20 protein-coding genes are annotated in these 21275 nt (G+C 67.8%); 10 read left to right on the top strand and 10 right to left on the bottom strand.

The annotated features are described in order from the left end of the window. The first annotated feature begins 21 nt into the window (after positions 1–21). Entirely contained in the window at positions 22–1344 is a 1323-nt protein-coding gene (locus ACSHSS_RS03555; RefSeq protein WP_445544586.1) for a TIGR00366 family protein, read from the top strand. A gap of 69 nt (positions 1345–1413) precedes the next feature. Here the strand turns inward: ACSHSS_RS03555 and ACSHSS_RS03550 are convergent, their stop codons facing one another. The 4 genes from ACSHSS_RS03550 to ACSHSS_RS03535 all read right to left on the bottom strand — a co-directional run bounded on the left by ACSHSS_RS03550 (position 1414) and on the right by ACSHSS_RS03535 (position 5501). Next, entirely contained in the window at positions 1414–2742 is a 1329-nt protein-coding gene (locus ACSHSS_RS03550) for an MFS transporter (protein WP_006415227.1), read from the bottom strand. 221 nt (positions 2743–2963) lie between these two features. Further along, on the bottom strand, positions 2964–3896 hold the full coding sequence (locus ACSHSS_RS03545) for a BKACE family enzyme (protein WP_105822316.1): 933 nt from the start codon (positions 3894–3896) through the stop codon (positions 2964–2966). Between the two features lie 35 nt (positions 3897–3931). After that, positions 3932–4729 carry an SDR family oxidoreductase gene (locus tag ACSHSS_RS03540; RefSeq protein ID WP_006397115.1) on the bottom strand — a complete coding sequence of 266 codons (798 nt, stop codon included), beginning with the start codon at positions 4727–4729 and terminating at the stop codon, positions 3932–3934. 61 nt (positions 4730–4790) lie between these two features. Then, on the bottom strand, positions 4791–5501 hold the full coding sequence (locus ACSHSS_RS03535; protein WP_217263282.1) for a GntR family transcriptional regulator: 711 nt from the start codon (positions 5499–5501) through the stop codon (positions 4791–4793). 394 nt (positions 5502–5895) lie between these two features. On the opposite strand from ACSHSS_RS03535, the gene ACSHSS_RS03530 reads away from it, so the two are divergent. Next, positions 5896–6627 carry a class I SAM-dependent methyltransferase gene (locus ACSHSS_RS03530; RefSeq protein ID WP_445544585.1) on the top strand — a complete coding sequence of 244 codons (732 nt, stop codon included), beginning with the start codon at positions 5896–5898 and terminating at the stop codon, positions 6625–6627. A gap of 33 nt (positions 6628–6660) precedes the next feature. Here the strand turns inward: ACSHSS_RS03530 and ACSHSS_RS03525 are convergent, their stop codons facing one another. Together ACSHSS_RS03525 and ACSHSS_RS03520 are read right to left on the bottom strand one after the other, a co-directional pair. Next, entirely contained in the window at positions 6661–8079 is a 1419-nt protein-coding gene (locus ACSHSS_RS03525) for a cytochrome-c peroxidase (RefSeq protein ID WP_445544584.1), read from the bottom strand. Positions 8080–8173: 94 nt separating this feature from the next. Further along, a complete protein-coding gene (locus ACSHSS_RS03520; protein WP_445544583.1) occupies positions 8174–9844 on the bottom strand; it encodes a phospholipase C in 1671 nt (556 codons plus the stop codon). Positions 9845–10171: 327 nt separating this feature from the next. Between ACSHSS_RS03520 and ACSHSS_RS03515 the strand changes: the two genes are divergently transcribed. After that, complete coding sequence (locus ACSHSS_RS03515) at positions 10172–11029, top strand: EamA family transporter (RefSeq protein WP_445544582.1); 858 nt, start codon at positions 10172–10174, stop codon at positions 11027–11029. Between the two features lie 72 nt (positions 11030–11101). On the opposite strand, the gene ACSHSS_RS03510 is transcribed toward ACSHSS_RS03515, so the two are convergent. After that, complete coding sequence (locus ACSHSS_RS03510) at positions 11102–11575, bottom strand: Lrp/AsnC family transcriptional regulator (protein WP_006397107.1); 474 nt, start codon at positions 11573–11575, stop codon at positions 11102–11104. Between the two features lie 312 nt (positions 11576–11887). Here ACSHSS_RS03510 and ACSHSS_RS03505 point away from each other — a divergent pair, with 312 nt between their 5' ends. From ACSHSS_RS03505 to ACSHSS_RS03490, 4 genes are all read left to right on the top strand, one after another. Further along, a complete protein-coding gene (locus ACSHSS_RS03505; protein WP_006397106.1) occupies positions 11888–13273 on the top strand; it encodes an amino acid permease in 1386 nt (461 codons plus the stop codon). A gap of 45 nt (positions 13274–13318) precedes the next feature. Continuing rightward, a complete protein-coding gene (locus ACSHSS_RS03500) occupies positions 13319–14521 on the top strand; it encodes an amino acid aminotransferase (protein WP_006397105.1) in 1203 nt (400 codons plus the stop codon). Positions 14522–14667: 146 nt separating this feature from the next. Then, on the top strand, positions 14668–15066 hold the full coding sequence (locus ACSHSS_RS03495) for a DUF488 domain-containing protein (protein ID WP_006415226.1): 399 nt from the start codon (positions 14668–14670) through the stop codon (positions 15064–15066). Between the two features lie 208 nt (positions 15067–15274). Continuing rightward, complete coding sequence (locus tag ACSHSS_RS03490; protein ID WP_006397102.1) at positions 15275–15514, top strand: hypothetical protein; 240 nt, start codon at positions 15275–15277, stop codon at positions 15512–15514. Between the two features lie 61 nt (positions 15515–15575). Here ACSHSS_RS03490 and ACSHSS_RS03485 read toward each other — a convergent pair whose 3' ends face one another. The 3 genes from ACSHSS_RS03485 to lhpI form a co-directional block, all read right to left on the bottom strand. After that, the gene (locus ACSHSS_RS03485) at positions 15576–16355 is read right to left on the bottom strand and encodes a helix-turn-helix domain-containing protein (protein ID WP_006397101.1); all 780 of its coding nucleotides are present in this window, start codon (positions 16353–16355) and stop codon (positions 15576–15578) included. 17 nt (positions 16356–16372) lie between these two features. Continuing rightward, the gene (locus ACSHSS_RS03480; protein WP_006397100.1) at positions 16373–16777 is read right to left on the bottom strand and encodes a response regulator; all 405 of its coding nucleotides are present in this window, start codon (positions 16775–16777) and stop codon (positions 16373–16375) included. A 198-nt stretch (positions 16778–16975) separates the two neighbouring features. Next, entirely contained in the window at positions 16976–17908 is a 933-nt protein-coding gene (gene lhpI / locus ACSHSS_RS03475; RefSeq protein ID WP_445544581.1) for a bifunctional Delta(1)-pyrroline-2-carboxylate/Delta(1)-piperideine-2-carboxylate reductase, read from the bottom strand. Between the two features lie 235 nt (positions 17909–18143). Here lhpI and ACSHSS_RS03470 point away from each other — a divergent pair, with 235 nt between their 5' ends. The 3 genes from ACSHSS_RS03470 (at position 18144) to lhpH (ending at position 21191) form a co-directional block, all read left to right on the top strand. Then, positions 18144–18878, top strand: a complete 735-nt coding sequence (locus ACSHSS_RS03470) for a FadR/GntR family transcriptional regulator (RefSeq protein ID WP_012217014.1) — start codon at positions 18144–18146, stop codon at positions 18876–18878. A gap of 117 nt (positions 18879–18995) precedes the next feature. Then, entirely contained in the window at positions 18996–20117 is a 1122-nt protein-coding gene (locus tag ACSHSS_RS03465; RefSeq protein WP_217261427.1) for a branched-chain amino acid ABC transporter substrate-binding protein, read from the top strand. Positions 20118–20183: 66 nt separating this feature from the next. Beyond that, positions 20184–21191, top strand: coding sequence for a trans-3-hydroxy-L-proline dehydratase (gene lhpH / locus ACSHSS_RS03460; protein WP_006397095.1), 1008 nt, complete (start codon positions 20184–20186; stop codon positions 21189–21191). Positions 21192–21275: the final 84 nt, after the last annotated feature.

The following is a 21275-nucleotide window of genomic DNA, read 5'->3' as shown; positions in this document are numbered from 1 at the left end:
TCAGGAAACGAGGAGTACAAGTTGATTCAACGCATTGCCCGCTTCTTCACGCAGGTGGTTCACCGCGTGCTGCCCGACCCGTTGATTTTCGCGATCCTGCTGACGATCGTCACGTTCGCGCTTGCGTTCGGCCTCACGCCGAACTCGCCGGTGCAACTGACGACGATGTGGGGTTCGGGCTTCTGGAACCTGCTCGCTTTCTCGATGCAGATGGTGATGATTCTCGTCACGGGCCACGCGCTCGCGAGTTCGCCGCCCGTGAAGCGGCTGCTCGTCGCGCTCGCGAGGGCCGCGCGCACGCCGGCGCAGGGCGTGATGCTCGTTGCCTTCGTCGGCGCGCTCGCGTGCGCGATCAACTGGGGCTTCGGGCTCGTGCTCGGCGCGATGCTCGCGCGGAAAGTCGCACGTCGTGTTGCCGGCAGCGACTATCGGCTGCTCGTCGCGTCCGCCTACATGGGCTTTCTGAGCTGGCACGGCGGCCTGTCGGGCTCGGTGCCACTCGTCGCCGCGACGAAAGGCAATCCGATGGAAAAGACGATCGGCCTGATCCCCGTGTCGCAGACGATCTTCACCGGCTACAACGCGTTCATCACGATCGGGCTGATCGTGATGCTGCCGTTTCTCGCGCGGATGATGATGCCGAAACCGGGCGATGTCGTCAGCGTCGATCCGGCGCTGCTCACCGAGCCGCCGAGCGTCGAGCGCGTGCTCGGGCCCGATGCGACGCTCGCGGAGCGCCTCGAGGAGAGCCGCGCGCTGTCGGTGTTCGTCGCTGCACTGTGCGCGGCGTTTCTCGTGCTGCGGTTCGTGCAGAAGGGCTTCGCACTCGACATCGATACGGTGAACCTCGCGTTCCTCGCCGCCGGCATCCTGCTGCACCGCACGCCGATGGCCTACGCGCGTGCCGTGGCCGGCGCCGCGCGCGGCGCGTCGGGGATCATGATCCAGTTCCCGTTCTACGCGGGCATCCAGGCGCTGATGGACCATTCGGGCCTCGCGGGCGTGATCACGAAGTGGTTCGTCGACATCGCGAACGTGCACACGTTTCCGCTGCTCGCGTTCCTGAGCTCGGCGGTGATCAACTTCGCGGTGCCGTCGGGCGGCGGTCACTGGGTCGTGCAGGGGCCGTTCGTGATGCCGGCCGCGCAGGCGCTCGGCGCCGATCTCGGCAAGGCCGCGATGGCGATCGCGTACGGCGAGGCGTGGACGAACATGGCGCAGCCGTTCTGGGCCTTGCCCGCGCTCGCGATCGCGGGGCTCGGCGTGCGCGACATCATGGGCTACTGCGTGACGACGCTGCTGTTTTCGGGTGTCGTGTTCGTCGCGGGGATGTATCTGTTCTGAGCGCGTTCCGAACGGCGGTGCGCGCGGGCGAGCGTCGGCTCTCGCGCGCGCCGGCCCGCGCCGCACCCGTCATGCGGCAGAACGCGCGCGCTGCCGTTCGTGCCCGTGACGCAGCGCGAGGCTCGCGAGCGCCGCGACGACGAGTGCGGCCGCCAGCAGCGTCAGGCCGTTCTTCGCATCGCCGGTCGCCTGTTCGATTGCGCCGACGACGGTCGGGCCGACGAAACCGCCGAGCAGGCCGCAGGTATTGACGAGGCCGAGGCCGCCCGCGAGCGCACTGCCGGCCAGGCGCGAGGCGGGAAACGTAAACACGATCGACTGGACGACGAAGAACATCGACGCGGCGACGCACACGCACAGTAGTCCCGCGAGCGGCGACGCGTGCGCGGCGCCGACCATGCCGGCCGCCATCACGACGAGGCCCGCGCACAGCAGCGCGCGCGAATGCCGCGATTCGCGCGCGAAGCGCGGCAGCGTCGCGGCGCCGAGCGCGGCGGCCAGCCACGGCAGCGCGGTGAGCAGGCCGACCGCGATCGGCGACAGCCGGCCCGATGCGCCGATGATCGCCGGCAGAAAAAAGATCACCGTGTAGATCGTCAGTTGATGGCAGAAGTAGACGAAGATCGCGAGCCAGATTTGCGGATCGCGCAGCGCGGCGCCGAATGCGTGGCCGCCATGCGACGCGGCGCCGGCGTCCTGTTCCGCGGCGAGCGCGCGCTCGAGCGCACGGCCCGTGTCCGGCGCGAGCCACGGCGCGGTGCTCGGACGGTCCGGCAGCCGTGTCCACACGACGAACGCGAGCAGGATCGCCGGAATCCCTTCGACGACGAACAGCCATTGCCAGCCGTGAAAGCCCAGCGTGCCGTCGAGTTCGATCAGCGCGCCGGCCAGCGGGCCGCCGACCACGTTCGCGATGCATACGCCGAGCAGGAAATAGCCGGTCGCGCGGGCGCGCTGTTCGCGGCCGAACCAGTACGTCAGATAGAGCATCACGCCGGGAAAGAGCCCGGCTTCGGCTGCGCCGAGCAGCAGCCGCATGACGTAGAACGATGTTTCGCCGCGCACGAACGCCATCGCAACCGACAGCGCGCCCCACGTGATCATGATCCGCGTGATCCAGAACCGCGCGCCGACGCGGTGCATGATCAGGTTGCTCGGGATTTCGAATAGCGCGTAGGTCAGGAAGAACAGTCCGGCGCCGAGGCCGTAGGCGGCGGACGAGATGCCGAGATCGACGCCCATCGAATGCTTCGCGAAGGCGATGTTGGTGCGATCGAGAAAGCTGATGACATAGGCGGCGATCAGCAGCGGCATCAGTTTGCGGAACAGCAGCCGGTTCAGCGACGCGCTTGCGTCTTGCGCGGCGGACGGCAGGGCCTGAGCGTGATGAGTGGACATGCGGACGACTCCGTTAAGGGCGAACCGGCGCGCACGGCAAGCACGACGTGCCGCGTTCGACAGAGGCCGCCGCGCGGGGCGCGGCGAACGAGCAGACGACGGAGCCGCGCGCCGGCGGCGCTCGACGGGAGCGGGGCGATATCGGGCGTCCTGGCGCCGGTTCGGGCCGGCGCCGCGTCTCTGCGCTTGCGAGTCCTGCGTGAGTGGGCGTGCGAGCGCGATCAGAAGTTCACTGCATCGCCGCCCTTGAGCGCGAGCATCGCGCGCGCCTCGGCCGGCGTCGCGATCTCGAGCGACAGCCCTTCGAGCACCTGCCGGATCTTCAGCACCTGCTCGGCGCTCGATTCGGCCAGTTTGCCGGGCGCGATCCAGAGCGAATCCTCGAGCCCGACACGCACGTTCGCGCCCTGCGCGGCGCCGATCGTCGCGAGCGGAATCTGGTTGCGGCCCGCGCCGAGGATCGACCACACGTAGTCGCGGCCGAACAGGCGATCGGCGGTGCGGCGCATATGCATCAGGTCCTCCGGATGCGCGCCGATGCCGCCGAGCAGGCCGAACACGCTTTGCACGAAGAACGGCGGTTTCGCGAGCCCGCGATCGACGAAGTGCGCGAGGTTGTACAGATGCGAAATGTCGTAGCACTCGAATTCGAAACGCGTGCCGTTGGCGCCGCAGCGCGTGAGGATCGTCTCGATGTCGGCGAACGTGTTCTTGAACACGAGATCGCGGCTTTTCTCGAGATGCTCGCGCTCCCACGGATGCTTCAATTCGCGAAAGCGCTCGAGCATCGGATACAGGCCGAAGTTCATCGAGCCCATGTTGAGCGAGGCGATTTCCGGCTGGAAATGCAGCGCGGGGCGCAGCCGCTCCTCGACGGTCATGTGCGGACTGCCGCCCGACGTGAGGTTGATGACGGCGTCGGTCTGCGCCTTGATCCGGGGCAGGAATTCCTCGAAGACGGCCGGATCCTGCGTCGGCTTGCCGTCGGACGGATTGCGCGCGTGCAGATGGAGGATCGCCGCGCCGGCGCGGGCGGCCGCAACCGCGGCCGTCTCGATCTCGTGCGGCGTGACGGGCAGATACGGCGACATCGACGGCGTATGGATCGCGCCGGTCGGCGCACAGGTGATGATGACTTTGCGAGCGTTTGCCACGGATCGGTTCCTTTCGGTGGACGGTGCAGGAGGGCTCAGAGCACTTCGACGTTGCCGCAGACGGAGATCGCCTGGCCGGTGATGCCGTGCCCGCCGGGCGAGCACAGGAACAGCGCGGTCGCCGCGATTTCGGCCGGCTCGGTCATCCGGCGCAGCGAGATCCGTTCGAGATAGCGCTGCTCCATCTCGTCGTAGCCGATGCCGAGCTGTTGCGCGCGCGCTTCGATCACGCGGCGGATGCGCGGGCCGCGCACGATGCCGGGCTGGATCGCATTCACGCGAATGCCGAGCGGCCCCAGTTCGATCGCGAGGCTCTTCACGAGACCGACGACCGCCCATTTGGTGGCCGCGTAAGGCGTGCGGTACGCATAGCCGAGCCGGCCCGCGACCGACGACAGCGCGATGATCGCGCCGCCGTGCTTCGACTCGCGCAGCAGCGGCACGGCGCGTCGCGCGAATTCGAATTGCGCGTTCAGATTGATCGCGACCGTCTGCTCCCACTGCGCGGGATCGATCTCGTCGATGCCGCCGGTCGGGCCCGCGATGCCCGCGTTGTTGACCAGTACGTCGAGGCCGCCGAGCGTTGCCGCGACGTCCGCGAATACGCGCTCGACCGCCGCGCGGTCCGATACGTCGGCAAGCGTTGCGCCGATCGCGGCACGCGACGGCCGGTCGGCGAGCGCCGCGATCGCGGCCTGCGACGCGTCGCAGACATGCACGCGCGCACCGCATTCGGCGAACGCATCGGCGATGGCGAGGCCGATGCCGGATGCGCCGCCGGTCACGAGGACGCGAAGGCCGTCATAGGGTTTCAGCAGGTCGGAAGCGGTCATGCGCGGTTGTCTCCATCGTTGATGTTGTCGGATGCGGCGCGCCGTTGCGCGGCGTTAGGCGTTACTGCTTGGCGTTCACGCGGCGCGGCGCCTGCTCGGCACGCAGCGTCGCGGCCAGATCGTGCGCGGCACCGCCGATGTCGAGCGCGATGCCGGCGCGCACGCCGGCGCCGTCGCGCCGCTCGAGCGCATCGACGACCGCGCGGTGCGCGTCCATCGAGCGCCGCATGTGCGGGATGTCGAGCGCGACCATGTTCAGGAACGGTCCGACGCGCATCCACAGGTTTTCGACGATCGCGAGCGTGCTGTCGCTCGCGCCGTGCGCGTAGATGGCGCTGTGAAACGCGAAATTGCTCTGCAGATACGCGCGCGACCGGCCGGCTTCAGCGTGCGCCTGCATGGCCTCGCAGGTCTTGCGCAGGGCGGCGATTTGCGCGTCGGTCATGCGCGCGCACGCGCGTTCGGCGATGCAGCCTTCGAGCGCGATGCGCACGTCGCGCAGTTCGTCGAGCATGTCGAGCGTCATCGGCGGCACGACGAGCGCGCGGTTCGGGCCGTCGACGAGCGCGCGTTCCGCGTGCAGTCGCGTGAGGGCCGCGCGTACCGGCATCGTCGACGAGCCGACGGCCTCGGCCACGCTGCGCAGGCTCAGCGCCTGGCCCGGCGCGAAGCGACCGCTCATCAGCGCTTCGCGCAATTGGCGATAGACCTTGTCGGCCATCGTTTCCTGTTCGATGGCTTTCAGTGCGGGCGGGACGATGCGAGGGGCCAAGGTGCGGTTCTCCTGGTTTAATCTGCGATCTGTGATCACACTTGCGATGGGGGAAGTGTCGGCGATGAGGCAGGGGTAGTCAAGGCGGAGGGGATTGGGGAAAACGTGGAGGTGGGGAGATGGCAGTCGTGTGGGACGCACGTGGTGTGGTGGACGCGTCGTGCCAGCTATAGGCGTCGCGGGATTTCGCTAGCGGCGGCCGGCCTGCGTGCGGTGCCGCGAGCGGCCGTATCGACGAGCGCTTGCGCCGCAGACGCATACGCAGAGCAAACCTATTCCAGCGTCCGGATCGAATTGCGGACGCCGCCTTTCCCGACACGCGCACGCCACCCGATCGCCAGCCGCCGATCGATCATGCAGAATCGAACCCTTCGTTTCCGCCGACAAGCACGCCATGACCAATCCGATCGATGCTCCCGGCCGCCGCGCGTACGCTGAATTTGCCCAGCGCTACGCCGACATCGCGCCGACCAAGCCGCACAACGCGCTTTACGAACGGCCGGCGACGCTCGCGCTGCTCGGCGACGTCGCCGGACTGACGGTGCTCGACGCCGGCTGCGGACCCGGCATCTGCAGCGAGCTGCTCGCACGGCGCGGCGCGACGGTTCATGCCTTCGACGTGACACCCGAGATGGTCGCACTCGCGCGTGCGCGCTGCGCGGGGCTCGCCGTCGATGTCGCGCAGGGCGATCTCGCCGCGCCGCTCGACTGGCTGCCCGATGCGTCATTCGACAAGGTGCTGTGTTCGCTCGCCCTCGACTACGTGCGCGATCTCGCGCCGACGCTGCACGAATTCGCGCGCGTCGCGCGCCGCGGCGCGACGCTCGTGTTCTCGATGGCGCATCCGATGCGCGACTGGATCGACGAGCGCACGCGCGGCGATCGCCCGTACTTCGAGACGTCGCGCTTCGGCATGTACTGGTCCGGGTTCGGCGAGCCGAAACCCTATGTCGAGGCGTGGCGGCGGCCGCTTGCCGACATCCTGAACGGGGTCGCCGACGCCGGCTGGCGGCTCGACCGCTTCGTCGAGCCGAAGCCGCTGCCCGAGATGCAGGCCGTGGCGGAGCGGCTGTACGCGGAGCTGTCGCTCGCACCCGCGTTCCTGTGCGTGCGCGCGCGACGCTGATCGCGCGCGTCGCACGACGCGCCGACGCTTCGCTCAGTGCGCCGGCTCGTCGGTCAGCGTGCCGAGGAACGCCTCGATGTCCTTGATGTCCTGCGCCGTCATCGCGGGCGTGTCGCCCGGCTTGCGATCGAATGGCGCGTCAGTCACGTCGACGTTCGCGCGGTACTTCGGCGGAATGTCGTCGTATTGGTCGACCTTGCCGTCCGCGCCGCGCGCATAGAACTTTTGCGGTGCGATGCTGCGTTCGTTGTAGAACGCCATCACCTGATCGAGCGTGTGATAGACGCCGTTGTGGAAGAACACGTGGCGTGTCGCCGCGTTGCGCAGCGTCGGCGTCAGGAACATCCCGCAATATTGCGTCTGGTCCTTCAGATCCTCGCGGAACGGTCCGCACACGCCGAGATCGTAGAACGCCGGATCGCGGTTCTGCGCGAGCTGCCGGTTGCGCGGCACGGCGAGCGCTTCGTACTGGTAGTCGGTAAACATCGGCGGCAGCCCGTCGGCGCCGGGCTTCGACAGGTGACAGCCCGCGCAGTTGGCCTTGTGCGGATCGTTGAACAGCCGCAGGCCGCGCAGCTCGGCCTGCGTGAGGCGCGCGCGGCCCTCGAGCCAGCGGTCGTACTTGCTGTTGTACGGATGGAACGACGGATCCTCGACCTGATAGCGCGCGATCGCGAACATCGCTTCGGACACCGCGAGTTGCGGACTGTCGAACACGCGCGAGCCGAACAACTGCAGGAACTGCGTCCGGTGCGACGACTGCGACAGCTTGTGCGCGACCTCGTCGACGCTCGCATTCGCCATCTCGACGGGGTTCAGCAGCGGACCGAATGCCTGCTGCTGCAGCGTGTCCGCGCGGCCGTCCCAGAACATTCCCCCTTGCGGTACGAGCTGCGGTGCGGCCGAGGTGCCGGCCACCTTCTGCGCCTTCACGACGCCGGCCGCCGCAGCCGCCTGCTGCGCGACGCTCGGTGCGTCGTCGTTTTCGCCGGCATCGGGGCCGATGCTGAAGTTCGGCTGCCGATACAGATACATCAGCGACGGCGGCGGCCGATAACCGTGCTGCGTCATCGCGAGGCCGCCCGGCTGCACGTCGAGCGCGTTCGGCGGCCCGTAGGCGTGATCAGGGTTGTGGCACGACGCACACGACTGCTTGCCGGATGCCGACAGCGACGCATCGAAGAACAGCGCGCGGCCGAGCTGCGCGACCGCGGACAGCGGCTGCACGGGCGGTCGCTGCAGCACGATCGGATGCGGATTCGCGCCGGTCCAGTCCGCGACGACGTCGCCGATCGCGGCCGGCGTATGTGCGGGAAACGCGATCGCGAAGGCGCCGTAGCCGAGGACGGCCGCGCCGAGCGCGAGCGCCGCGCGGCGTGCGAAGCGGAAAGGGGCGCGCGGCGCGGCGGCGCCGGGCGTATCGGGAGACGGGAACGCGGAACGGACTGTCATGCTGTCGCTCGGGAATCGAAGGCCGCACGAGGCGGCGCGATAAAACGAAAACGGCCGGCGCACGCTGCGCCGGCCTGCTGCGCGACGACGCCCGTCAGATCGACGGCGCGGCGCTCAGCGCAGTGCCTTGCGCCGGATCGAGATAGAGCGGCGCGGTGTTCGGCTTCGACGCGAAGTCGAACAGCCCGCGCAGGTCGCCCGCCGATGCGTCGAACGAACCGCCGCCGATGCGCTGCCCGCCGAGCCAGTTGTCCTCGATGAAGCGCACGACGGACGCCTGGTCGATCATCGTGTGGTCGACGTAGTTCTGCTTCGCGTACGGCGAGATCACGACGAACGGAATGCGCACGCCGGGGCCGCAGCGGCCGTTCACGGTGCCGCCGTTCACGCCGGTCGTGCCGCCGCTGCCGCACTGGCCGTTGCCGCTGACCTGGTCGACGGCGTCCGACGACGCGCGCGTGGGCGCCGTGTACGCATGGTCGTACCAGCCGTCCGAGTCGTCATACGTGACGATCACCGCGGTGTTCTGCCAGTCGGGCTGCTGCTGCAGGAAGTTGACGACCTTCGTGACGAACGCCTGCTCGTCGAGCGGATCCGAGTAGCCGGCATGGCCGTCCTGCGCGGCCGGCGCCTTCAGGAAGCTGACCGACGGGAAGTTGCCGGCCTTCACGGCGGCGAAGAAGTCGTCCGTGTCGTACTGGTGATTCGCCGGTTCGGGCGTCTTGCCGTCGGTTTCGACGCTCGAGCCGATCGCCGCGATCGAACTCGGACGCGTGTGCTGCGGATTCGCGGTCGACGCGTAGTACTGGAACCAGTTGTGATGCGGGATGTAGTCGGCCGTCGCGGCATTCACGGCGGTCGCGACGGTGCTGCGGTTGCAGCCGGTCGTGCCGTTGCTGTTCGTCGTCGACAGGTTGAAGCCGCCCATGAAGCCGCCCCACGTGATGTGGGCCGCGTTCAGCAGGTCGCCGATGTTCTTGCCGGACATCATCGCCTGATCGGTCGTGCTCGAACAGACGTCGTAGCCGGGATCGACGTCGTTGATCATCGTGTAGCCGCCCTGGCCGTCGTTGATGTAGTACGAGCTCTTCGCGAGCGTCGACGGCTGCGCGGACGTCTTCACGATCTGCATGCCGTTCGTCTGGCCCGACACGACGTTCAGTGCACCGGGTGTCGACGGGCCGTAGACCGTCGTGTATGCGTTGTCGCTCATCGCGAAGCGCTGCGCGTAGTTCCACAGCGCGGTCACCGTATTGCCGTCGAAGTAGCCCATCACCTGGCCCTTCGTGCCGAACGCGCCGGCGCCGCCGGACGAGCCCTTGCCCGTGTATTTCGGGAACAGGTCGGCCAGGCCGTTGTCCTCGGCCTGCTGTTCGGCCGTGTACGCGTGGTTCTGGTCGGCGGTCGCCGCCTGCGTGCGGTCGAGACGGAACGGGTTCGCGGCGTCGGTGCCGTTCGCGGTGTTCGTGAAGTTCGGGTTCGCGGTGAGCAGCGTGCCCGTCAGGCCGTTGACCGCCGGCGTGCCCGCCTTGGCCGTAAAGGCCGGCTCGCCGGCCGGGTTCGTCGCGTTCGGATAGGTGCCGAAGTAGTGGTCGAACGAGACGTTTTCGCCGTAGATCACGACGAGGTGCTTGATCGGCGTGGCGGTCTGCAAGGCGTCCTGCGACGAGACGGGCGTCGACGTCGGATCGTCGCTGCCGCCGCAGGCGAACAGCGTCAGCGCTGCGCCGGCGCAGGCGGTAACGAGCAAGGCTTGACGGAACATCGGGAAACTCCGGGTAGGTTTTCGACGGTGGACGCGGCGCCGTCGACGGTCGTTGGACGCGGCGCGCGCGATGGAGCACCGGCATTGAAACAGCCCGACGTGAAGATATGGGGACGGACTGGTTTCGCCTGCATTGCGCTGCGGTATCGATTTCATTACTTCGTCGCGCGCGGCGAAAGACAACGGAAAGGGCGAATCGCGTGATGGCGGGCAGGGCGTCGGTACCCACGATGAGCGAGAGGCGGTTTTTGACAACCGCATGACAGCTTCATAGGATGGACACCCGCCGCGGCGACTTCGCCGCGCGTGTCACCCGGAGCCCTCAGCGTGCCGATTCCCGTCCTGTTTGCCGTTCTGTGTGCCGCCTTCCTGCACGCGTCATGGAATGCGCTCGTGCGCAGCAGCGGCGACCGGTTGCGCTCGGCCACCGTCCTGCAGATGGCGATCGGCGCGTTTGCGCTGCTGTTCCTGCCCGCGGCCGCGCCGATCGCGGCGACGAGCTGGCTTTATGTGATTGCGTCGGCCGTGCTGCACGTCGTCTATACGCTGCTGCTCGTGCGCGCATACGAGCACGGCGATCTCAGCGTCGCGTATCCCGTCGCGCGCGGCACGGCGCCGCTGCTCGTCACGCTCGGTGCGGCGGCATTCGCCGGCGAACATTTGAGCGCGGGTGCACAGGCCGGACTCGTGCTGATCTGCGCGGGCATCATGGCGATCGGACTCGAGCGCGGCCGCGGCGCGAGGCACGCGATGGCGCAGGTCTTGCCGACGGCATTCGCGACCGGCGTGTCGATCGCCGCATACAGCGTGGTCGACGGAATCGGCGTGCGCGAAAGCGGCAGCACGGTCGGCTATACCGCATGGATGTTCGTGCTGACGGGTGCGCTGATGGCCGCGTACTATCGGCTGCGCGCGGGGCCGCTGCGGGTTCTGCAGGATGGGGCGGAAACGGCGAAGGCGGCGTGCGGCGGCGTATTCGCGGCGCTCGCGTACGGCATCGTGATCTGGGCGATGGACCGCGCGCCGATGGGGCCCGTATCGGCGCTGCGCGAAACGAGCGTCGTGTTCGCTGCGCTGATCGCACGCGTGTATCTCGGCGAGCGGCTGACGTCGCGTAGGGCAGCCGGATGCGCCGTGATCGCGGCCGGTGCGCTGTTGATCAGTACGTTCGCGGCCGTGCGTTGAGTCGCGCAGGATAGCGCGGAGTAGCGCGGCGGTGCCAGCGGCCCGCGCTCAGACGGAAAGACCGGGCGCCCGTCACTCTTCGACCGGCATCGCACTCGTGCACTTGATTTCGTCGAGACAGACGCTCGAATGCACGCCGCTCACACCGGGAATGCGCATCAGCGTCTCGAGCAGGAATCTCGACAGTCCCTTCAGATCGTGCGCGACGACCTTCAGCACGTAGTCGATGTCGCCCGTCACCGAGAAGCACTCCTGGATCTGCGCGAGATCGGACACGAGCTTCTGGAACTTCGACAGGTCGCGGATATGCCCGCGCTCCATCGTCACGTGCACGAACGCCGTGACGCCGAAGCCGAGCGTATCGGGGCACAGCCGCGTCTCGTAGCGGCGGATCGCGCCGATCTCCTCGAGCCGCCGGTGACGCCGCAACGTCTGCGCGGGCGACAGGCCGACCGCTTTGGCCAGTTCGAGATTCGACGCGCGGCCGTTCTCCTGCAGGATCGCGAGCAAGTGGCGATCGATGCGATCGAGAACCGGTTCAGGCATTTTTGTTTCCTCATCTGTCTCCTGGATGCAATCTTATCTCATAATGTAGGGTTTGCATGAACGGGTTACGAAACCCGATTTCCCGACCGCGACGCTAAACTGACGCCGGATTTGCGTGTGCGCCCGCCTGCTGGGCGGCGGGCGACGGCCCGGCAACCGCGCGCAGACACGGCGACGGGCATCGGGCACCGCCACGCGAAGATTGCAGTCCCCAACCCGGCGGCTCCACGAACGGCCGCCGGCACAGCAAAACAGCGCCCGGCACCCCGAAGGCGCACCGCTTCCGGCGGAGGCGGACAGAGTGGAGAAGACATGGTTTCTGGAAACGAGAAGGACGGCCTGAAGCGTGGGCTGAAGAACCGGCACATCCAGCTGATTGCGCTGGGTGGCGCACTGGGTACCGGGCTGTTCCTGGGCATTGCGCAGACGATCAAGATGGCCGGCCCGTCCGTGCTGCTCGGCTATGCGGTGGCCGGCGTCGTCGCGTTTTTCATCATGCGCCAGCTCGGCGAGATGGTCGTCGACGAGCCCGTCGCCGGCTCGTTCAGCTATTTCGCGGACAAATACTGCGGCCACTTCACCGGTTTCCTGTCCGGCTGGAACTACTGGGTGCTCTACATCCTCGTCAGCATGGCCGAGCTGTCGGCCGTCGGCATCTACGTGCAGTACTGGTGGCCCGGCGTGCCGACGTGGGTCTCCGCGCTCGTGTTCTTCGTCGTCATCAACCTCGTCAACCTGACGAGCGTGAAGTCGTACGGCGAGACGGAATTCTGGTTCTCGATCATCAAGGTTGCCGCGATCGTCGGCATGATCGGCTTCGGCGGCTGGCTGCTCGCGAGCGGGCATGCGGGACCGGAAGCGAGCGTCGCGAACCTCTGGCAGCACGGCGGCTTCTTCCCGAACGGCGTGTCGGGCCTCGTGATGTCGATGGCCGCGATCATGTTCTCGTTCGGCGGGCTCGAACTGGTCGGGATCACGGCGGCCGAAGCCGACGATCCGAAGCGCAGCATTCCGCGCGCGACGAACCAGGTCATCTACCGGATCCTGATTTTCTACATCGGCGCGCTCGGCGTGCTGCTGTCGCTCTATCCGTGGCAAAAGGTCGTGTCCGGCGGCAGCCCGTTCGTGCTGATCTTCCATGCGCTGAGCAGCGACGTGGTCGCGAACGTGCTGAACGTCGTCGTGCTGACGGCGGCGCTGTCGGTGTACAACAGCGGCGTCTACTGCAACAGCCGGATGCTGTTCGGCCTCGCGAAGCAGGGCAATGCGCCGAAGGTGCTGTGCTCGGTGAACCGGCGCGGCATTCCGCTCGCCGCGCTCGGCGCGTCGGCACTCGCGACGGGCGTCTGCGTGCTCGTCAACTACTTCATGCCGGGCAAGGCGTTCGAAGTGCTGATGGGGCTCGTCGTGTCGGCGCTGATCATCAACTGGGCGATGATCACGCTGATCCATCTGAAGTTCCGTCAGGCCAAGCGGGCAGCCGGGGAGCAGACGTCCTTCCGCAGTCTGGGCTATCCTTTTACGAATTATCTGTGCCTGGCGTTCATGGCCGGCATTCTCGTCGTGATGTACCTGACGCCGGATCTCCGCCTGTCGGTGTACCTGATTCCCGTGTGGCTCGCGGTTCTCGCGGTCGGGTATCGCTTCCGTCAGAAGAATGCCGGCTATGCGCTGCGTAACGGCGCATCCGCACGCTGACGCGCGCCGCGACCGATCATTCCTCCAAACGAGACCGACATAGCCATGTTCGAACACATCGAAGCGTATCCGGGCGATCCGATCCTCACGCTGAACGAGAACTTCCAGAAAGATCCGCGCGACCGCAAGGTCAACCTCAGCATCGGCATCTATTTCGATGCCGAAGGGCGGATTCCCGTGATGGGCGCGGTACGCGAAGCCGAAACGGCGCTGCAGCGCGAGAGCGGCCCGAAGCCGTACCTGCCGATGGTCGGTCTGGCCGCGTATCGCGACGCGGTGCAGGCGCTCGTGTTCGGCGCCGATCATCCGGCGCGTGCGGCCGGTCGCATCGCGACCGTGCAGACGCTCGGCGGCTCGGGCGCGCTGAAGGTCGGCGCCGATTTCCTGAAGCGCTATTTCCCCGACGCGCAGGTGTGGCTGAGCGATCCGAGCTGGGAAAACCACCGCTTCATCTTCGAGCGTGCGGGCTTCACGGTCAACACGTATCCGTACTACGACGAAGCGACGGGCGGCCTCAAGTTCGACGCAATGCTCGCGGCGATCGACGCGCTGCCGGCGCGCAGCGTCGTGCTGCTGCATGCGTGCTGCCATAACCCGACCGGCGTCGATCTCGACGAAGGTCAGTGGGAGAAGCTGATCGACGTGATCGAGGCGCGCGAACTGCTGCCGTTCGTCGACATGGCCTACCAGGGCTTCGGCGCGGGGCTCGACGCCGATGCGTTCGCGGTGCGCGAACTCGCGCGGCGCGGCGTGCCGGCACTCGTCGCGAATTCGTTCTCGAAGAACTTCTCGCTGTATGGCGAACGCGTCGGCGGGCTCAGCGTCGTCTGCGAAGATGCGGCCGCCGCCGAGCGCGTGCTCGGCCAGCTCGCCGGCGCCGTGCGCTCGAACTACAGCAACCCGCAAACGTACGGCGCGAAGGTCGTGTCGGCCGTGCTGAATACGCCCGCGCTGCGCAAGCAGTGGGAAGAAGAACTCGCGGCGATGTGCCGCCGCATCGCGCGCATGCGTCAGGCGATCCACGACGGGCTGCGCGATCACGTCAGCGGCGAAGCGCTCACGCGCTACGTGAAGCAGCGCGGGATGTTCACGTACACGGGCCTGACCGAATCGCAGGTCGAAGCGCTGCGCGAAGTGCACGGCGTGTACATCCTGCGCTCGGGCCGGATGTGCGTGGCCGGGCTGAACGATTCGAACGTCGGCATCGTCGCGGATGCGATCGGCAAGGTGCTGAAGAGCGGCGTCTGAACGCGGCTGCACGCGTCGCGAAAACCGGCTGTCTCCTCGAGGGAGGCAGCCGGTTTTTTTATGCTGCCGTCCGGCGCCGCACCCCTGTCGCGGTCGCAGGCACAGCAGTACGATCACGGAATCGTACGCAGATCGACACGGAACGCATGGGTATACGGATCGTACAGCTGGGATCGCCGCGCGCGGCGGGCGAAGGGTTGCGGATCGGCACGGTACGTCGGCCGCCGCGCGGCGTGCCGAAAGCCGAATTCGCCTCGCGCGATTATTACGACGTGTGGCTGCCGACGCTGTCGCCGAGCGCCGAACTCGTCGCGCAGGCGCAGGCCGCCGAAAGCGACGCCGAATGGCGCGCGTTCAAGCGTCACTTCCGTGCCGAAATGGCGCATGGCGATGCGGCGAAGGTGCTCGATCTGCTCGCTGCGCTGTCGGCGACGACCGCGTTCTCGATCGGCTGCTATTGCGACGACGAAAACCGCTGCCACCGCAGCGTGCTGCGCGAACTGCTCGCCGAACGCGGCGCGACGATCGAACCGGACGCACGGTGACGGCGCCGCCCGCTTGATGCAGATCAAGCGCGTGGCGGCGCGCGCCACTATGCTCACGTGAACGGATGCGGGCCCGCCCGCGCAGGCGCGGCCGACGAACGCGCCGCCGGGCACGACGAATGCTCGACGAAACCCACGGCCGGCCCATGCCGCAGCTTCAGGCGGCGCGGCCGTCGCCGGTTCGACGGCCGACACCGCAGGAGGAGTCATGACACTGCAGGGCAACATTCACGAGCGCGACTGGTCGGTCGAGGTCGAGACGCGGCCGTGCGAATCGGGCGAGTTCCGCTGCCGCGTATCGGTCGAGCACGGCACGGGCGCCGGGCGATTTCACCATACGTTCGAGCACAGCCACGCGTATCCGACCGAGCACGAAGCGATGATCGAAGGCTTGCGCGCCGGGATGACGTGGATCGAATTGAAGATGTCGCAGGCGTTCAACGTCTGAGCTTCACGCGCCGCGGCCGGCCGCGAACGGGCCGCTGCCGGCGCGCGTCGGTTCGCGTGCCTCACACGCGGGCGAGCGCCTGCGCGTCGAGAATCCGCACGCGCTTGCCGCGCGTTTCGACGAGCGCGTCGCGATGGAAGCGCGAGAACATCCGGCTGACCGTTTCCAGCTTCATCCCGAGATAGCAGCCGATTTCCTCGCGCGTCATCCGCAAATTGAATTCCGACGCCGAATAGCCGCGCGCCTGGAAGCGCGACGACAGATTCAGCAGAAAGTGCGCGACGCGCTGCTCGGCCGACATCGTGCCGAGCAGCAGCATCTGGCTCGATTCGCGCACGATCTCGCTGCTGAGCAGCTGATAGAGGAAGTGCTGCATCGGCTTGATCTCGCGGCACGCCGCTTCGAGCGCGTCGAACGGGATGATGCACACGACGCTGTCCTCGAGCGCGATCGCGTCGCAGCAGTGCTGGCCGCTGCCGATGCCGTCGAGGCCGAGCGTTTCGCCGGCGATCTGGAAACCCGTCACGTGCTCGCGGCCGTCGCGATGCATCATCACCGTCTTGAACGAGCCGGCGCGTACCGCGTACAGGCTGTGGAACGGATCGTCCGCGCGGAACAGCGCATCGCCCTGACGCACATGGCGTGTCGCGCAGATGATCGCGTCGAGGCGGCTGTACTCGGCCGCGGTCAGATGCGGCGGCAGGCACATCGCGCGCATCGCGCACGCCGAGCAGCGCGCGGCCGCCGGCTTGGCCGAATCGGCGCGCGCGACGGCCTGAAGCTCGATCGGTTGCGGGCCGATCACGGGCGCGTCGAGGACGCTGGCGGTAGCAGTGGACATGAGACACTCCGGCACGGTCAGGGTCGGTGCGCGCGCGCGTGCACCAGCGATTCGATCAGGCGGCACGCGGCGTCGAATTCGACGGTCTTGTCGAAGAAATAATCGGCGCCGGCAGCCGCGCACGCTTGTCTGAATGCCGGCGCGGAATGGTTCGTCAGCACGATCGTGACGATGCGCGGGACCGCCTTCGACAACATTCCGATCAGGTCGAGGCCGCTGCCGTCGGCCAGCCGCAGATCGACGATCACGACGTCGGCCCGGCTGCGGTGAATCTGCGTCCACGCGCGCTGGCCGTCCTCCGCTTCGCCGACGACCGCGACGCCGCGGATCGCGCCGACGAGCAGCGCGATCCGGCGCCGCACGGGCACGGCATGATCGACGAGGAACACCCGAAGCACAGCGGGCGACGGACCGGCATTCATCGGGCCAGTATCGTGCTGCGCCGCGGAAAAGGAAATCGGCGGAATTGGAAGTTGGCGTAGGCCGCTTCGTCGCGTTGTAGGGGGTTTCCTACAGCGGGTGCGGCGCAACGAACGCGTGCGCGCAGCGGGTACCGCATGCTGCGCGCCGCGGGCGCGGCCCGGCGCCGCGTCGGCGGCTCAGTGTTGCGGGACGTACGTTCAACGCTGCTCGCGCGCGGCGAGCGCATCGCGCGCCGTGCGGCACGCGGCGAGATCCCATGCCGCGCAGCCCACCGTCTTGAACAGCATCGGGCCGCCGCGCGCGAACGTGCCGTTCAGCACGTCGGCGAGCGAGGCGACCTGCCGCCAGTCGACGTTCGCGACGATCAGGTCGCCCGCTTCATGGCGCGCGCCGGCCGGGTCGTCGACGACGAGCCGGCTGTGCCGCACGGTGTCCGCCGCGATTTCGGCCGCGTCCGCCGTGAACGCGCCGACGCCGACCACGAGCCGGCCTTCGCGCGCCGCGTCGCGATAGACGGGCGTGCGGCTCGTCGTCAGCGTGACGACGACGTCGATCGCATCGGGAATCGCGTCGCCGTCGAGCGGCACGAGCTGCGGTGCGTGCTCGCGATGTGCCGCGCAGAATTCGGCCGCGCTCGCGGGCCGCGAACCGCGCACGTGCAGCCGCGCGTCGGGAAAGAGCGCCGTGAACGCCTCCGCGTGATTCGCGGCCTGCTTGCCGGTGCCGATCAGCAGGATCTCGCGCGGCGTGCCGTGCAGCGCCTGGACGCCGAGCGCGGTGACGGCCGCCGTGCGGCGACCGGTAACGGTCGGGCCGTCGAGCACGAAGCGCATCTCGCCCGTCGTCGCATCGCATGCGATCACCTGGCCGAGGATCGTCGGCAGCCCGCGCGCCGCATTGCCGGGGCATACGTTGACGAGCTTGTGGATCGCGAGATCGTGCGCGCTGGACGGCATCGACAGCATCACGCCGCCGGCCTGCAGCGGCACGACGAGCCGCTCGGGGCTGACGATCTTGCCGGCCGCGTAGTCGGCGACGGTGCGGGCGAGCGTGGCGAGCAGCGCCGGGTAGTCGAGCAGCGCGGCCGTATCGGCGGCGTCGAAAACGGGAGTCCGGGAGAGGGCGGTCATCGTAGGCGTCGGTGAGCGTGGACGAGCGCGCGGTGTGCGCGCGACGGGCTGCCGGATACCGCGACATATGGCAGGCTGGATCGAATTTATACCAGTTTGCCGCGCGGCGGCAAGTCCGGAAACCGAGCATCCGGCCGGTTTTGGTTCTAATATCTGTCCACCGATCGCTGTCGCGTGCCACGCCCGCGATCGATCCGTTTCGATTCTCATCCGACCACGCAGGAGCCCCCAGACGATGTCCGCGCGTCCCGAATCCCCCGAAGGCGGTTTCCGTCCGCTGCAAATCTACGAGCAGGTTGCGGAGAAGATCCGGGACGAGATTCGTGCCGGACGCTATGCGCCCGACACGCGGCTGCCGTCCGAGCGCGAGCTCGCGGCGCTGTTCCAGGTCGGCCGGCCCGCGGTGCGCGAAGCGATCGGCGCGTTGCAGAACGAGGGGCTCGTGTTCACGAAGCGCAATTCGGGCACCTACGTCGTGTCGTCGCCGCTCGACGTGCTCGCGCAGCGCGGCGACGCGCGCGACCCGTCCGAAGCCGACGTGAGCCCGACGTCGACGCTCGACGTGCGGCTGATCCTCGAACCCGCGATCGCACGGCTCGCCGCGGCGCAGGGGCGCGCCGATCCGGTCGCCGAGGGCTATCTCGCGCAGATGGAAACGATCAGCGACATCGACGATCCGCGGCAGCGCGCGCTATGGAACGAAAGCGACCGGCTGTTCCACCGGCAGCTCGCGCTGATGACCGGCGACGCATTGATCGTGAAGATCGCCGACGAAGTCGCGAAGACGATGGATCAGCCGTTGTGGAAGCGGCTCAAGGACGACGGCATCTACGACGCAGGCCGGATCCGGCTCTACGTGTCCGAACACCGGCTGATCTACGAAGCGATCGTCTCCGGCGATGCGGACGCGGCCGCGTTCTACGTCGAGCAGCACATCCGGCGCGTTCGACGCGACATCGCGCCGAAATAGCGGTGCGCTGATCTGGTTGACGCCGGAACCAGATTGCCGCCGATTATTTTGAAATTGCTTGCGGGGCGACCACGCGTCGTCTACATTGGTTGCGATCCAACCAGTCGGGAGCGCGTCATGCGATACCTCGTTACCGTGCTGTCGGTCGCCGTCGCGGCCGGCACGCTCGCGTCGGCCCATGCGCAGGAAGTCGTGACGATCGGCCACTCCGCGCCGCTCACGGGCCCGCAGGCCGCGAACGGCAAGGACAACGAAAACGGCGCGCGGCTCGCGGTCGACGAACTGAACCGGGCCGGCGTGAAGGTCGCGGGCAAGACGGTCACGTTCCGGCTGCTGTCGGAGGACGATCAGGCCGATCCCAAGGTCGGCGTGCAGGTCGCACAGAACCTCGTCGACAAGGGCGTCGTCGCGGTGCTCGGCCCGTACAACTCGGGCGTCGCGATTCCGGCGTCGCGCGTGTATGCGAACGCCGGCGTGCCGATCCTGCCGGTCGCGTCGAATCCGGCGCTCACGCGGCAGGGCTTCAAGAACATCTTCCGGATCGGTGCGAGCGACGAGCAGCTCGGCGGCACGATGGCCACGTTCGCCGCGAAGACGCTGAACGCGAAGACGGCCGCGATCATCGACGATCGAACCGCATACGGGCAAGGGATCGCCGAACAGTTCGCGAAAGTCGCGAAGGCCAACGGCATCCGCATCGTCGACCAGGAATACACGAATTCGTCGGCGACCGATTTCCTCGGGATCCTCACCAAGATCAAGGCCGGCAATCCGGACGTGATCTTCTTCGGCGGCTATGCGGCGCAGGGCGCGCCGATGGCCAAGCAGATGAAGCAGCGCGGGCTGCGCGCGAAGCTGCTCGGCGGCGACGGCATCTGCTCGGCCGACATGGGCAAGGTGGCGGGCGAGGCGGCGTCGATCGTCTACTGCGCGCAAGGCGGCGTCGCGCTCGACAAGACGCCGGACGGCCGCGCATTCCTGAAGAAGTATCACGACACCTATCACGCCGACACGCAGGTGTACGCGGTGAACTACTACGACGGCGTGAAGCTGCTCGCCGATGCGATGGCCAAGGCCGGCACGACCACCGACAAGGCGAAGCTGATCGCGCAGCTCGCGAAGTCGAACTACGCGGGCGTCGCAGGCAGCTATTCCTTCGACGCGAACGGCGACCTGCAGGGCGCGCCGACGACCGTCTACGTGATCCGCAACGGCTTGCCCGAGCCCTACGCACGATAGCCGTACGCCCGTCGCCGGCGGCGCGTCGCGCCGTCGTCGTTTCGCGTTCACGTTCCCGAATCGATCATGAAGATCTCCCGTTCCTTGTCCACCGTCGAAGTCCATACGGGCGGCGAAGCGTTCCGCATCGTCACGAGCGGGCTGCCGCGTCTGCCGGGCGACACGATCGTGCGGCGCCGCGCATGGCTCAAAGAGCACGCCGACGAGATCCGCCGCGCGCTGATGTTCGAGCCGCGCGGCCACGCCGACATGTACGGCGGCTATCTGACCGAGCCCGTGTCGCCGAACGCGGATTTCGGCGTGATCTTCGTGCACAACGAAGGCTATAGCGACCATTGCGGGCACGGCGTGATCGCGCTGTCGACCGCGGCGGTCGAACTCGGCTGGGTGCAGCGCACGGTGCCGGAAACGCGCGTCGGCATCGATGCGCCGTGCGGCTTCATCGAGGCCTTCGTCCAGTGGGACGGCGAGCACGCGGGCCCCGTGCGTTTCGTCAACGTGCCGTCGTTCATCTGGCAGCGCGACGTGTCGGTCGATACGCCGTCGTTCGGCACCGTGACCGGCGACATCGCGTATGGCGGCGCGTTCTATTTCTACGTCGACGGCGCGCCGTTCGATCTGCCCGTGCGCGAATCGGCCGTCGAACGGCTGATCCGCTTTGGCGCGGAAGTGAAGGCCGCCGCGAACGCGAAGTATCCGGTCGTGCATCCGGAGATTCCGGAAATCAATCACATCTACGGGACGATCATCGCGAACGCACCGCGCGATCCGCGCTCGACGCAGGCGAACTGCTGCGTGTTCGCGGACCGCGAAGTCGACCGTTCGCCGACCGGTTCCGGCACCGGCGGCCGCGTCGCGCAGCTCTACCAGCGCGGCTTGCTCGCGGCGGGCGACACGCTCGTCAACGAATCGATCGTCGGCACCGTGTTCAAGGGGCGCGTGCTGCGCGAGACGACGGTCGGCGGGATGCCGGCCGTGATCCCGGAAGTGGAGGGCAGCGCGCACATCTGCGGTTTCGCGAACTGGATCGTCGACGAACGCGACCCGCTGACCTACGGTTTCCTCGTGCGCTGAACGCTTGCGCCGCCGGGCGTGCGCCGTGCGGCGGGGCGTCACGCGAGTTTTGGTACGATGCTGCCTTTCCAGCAGATCCCCGAC

Source organism: Burkholderia sp. BC1 (assembly GCF_052683555.1).
The sequence above is the reverse complement of the archived record's forward strand: the minus strand, read 5'-3'. Positions and strand labels throughout refer to the sequence as shown.

What these genes read in the sequence shown, in the direction of transcription:
- ACSHSS_RS03525 (WP_445544584.1), bottom strand. Translation starts at nt 8,079, where the DNA reads ATGACAGTCCGTTCCGCGTTCCCGTCTCCCGATACGCCCGGCGCCGCC.
- ACSHSS_RS03530 (WP_445544585.1), top strand. Translation starts at nt 5,896, where the DNA reads ATGACCAATCCGATCGATGCTCCCGGCCGCCGCGCGTACGCTGAATTT.
- ACSHSS_RS03485 (WP_006397101.1), bottom strand. Translation starts at nt 16,355, where the DNA reads ATGTCCACTGCTACCGCCAGCGTCCTCGACGCGCCCGTGATCGGCCCG.
- ACSHSS_RS03480 (WP_006397100.1), bottom strand. Translation starts at nt 16,777, where the DNA reads ATGAATGCCGGTCCGTCGCCCGCTGTGCTTCGGGTGTTCCTCGTCGAT.
- ACSHSS_RS03540 (WP_006397115.1), bottom strand. Translation starts at nt 4,729, where the DNA reads ATGACCGCTTCCGACCTGCTGAAACCCTATGACGGCCTTCGCGTCCTC.
- ACSHSS_RS03550 (WP_006415227.1), bottom strand. Translation starts at nt 2,742, where the DNA reads ATGTCCACTCATCACGCTCAGGCCCTGCCGTCCGCCGCGCAAGACGCA.
- ACSHSS_RS03490 (WP_006397102.1), top strand. Translation starts at nt 15,275, where the DNA reads ATGACACTGCAGGGCAACATTCACGAGCGCGACTGGTCGGTCGAGGTC.
- ACSHSS_RS03520 (WP_445544583.1), bottom strand. Translation starts at nt 9,844, where the DNA reads ATGTTCCGTCAAGCCTTGCTCGTTACCGCCTGCGCCGGCGCAGCGCTG.
- ACSHSS_RS03470 (WP_012217014.1), top strand. Translation starts at nt 18,144, where the DNA reads ATGTCCGCGCGTCCCGAATCCCCCGAAGGCGGTTTCCGTCCGCTGCAA.
- lhpI (WP_445544581.1), bottom strand. Translation starts at nt 17,908, where the DNA reads ATGACCGCCCTCTCCCGGACTCCCGTTTTCGACGCCGCCGATACGGCC.
- ACSHSS_RS03500 (WP_006397105.1), top strand. Translation starts at nt 13,319, where the DNA reads ATGTTCGAACACATCGAAGCGTATCCGGGCGATCCGATCCTCACGCTG.
- ACSHSS_RS03465 (WP_217261427.1), top strand. Translation starts at nt 18,996, where the DNA reads ATGCGATACCTCGTTACCGTGCTGTCGGTCGCCGTCGCGGCCGGCACG.
- ACSHSS_RS03505 (WP_006397106.1), top strand. Translation starts at nt 11,888, where the DNA reads ATGGTTTCTGGAAACGAGAAGGACGGCCTGAAGCGTGGGCTGAAGAAC.
- lhpH (WP_006397095.1), top strand. Translation starts at nt 20,184, where the DNA reads ATGAAGATCTCCCGTTCCTTGTCCACCGTCGAAGTCCATACGGGCGGC.
- ACSHSS_RS03495 (WP_006415226.1), top strand. Translation starts at nt 14,668, where the DNA reads ATGGGTATACGGATCGTACAGCTGGGATCGCCGCGCGCGGCGGGCGAA.
- ACSHSS_RS03510 (WP_006397107.1), bottom strand. Translation starts at nt 11,575, where the DNA reads ATGCCTGAACCGGTTCTCGATCGCATCGATCGCCACTTGCTCGCGATC.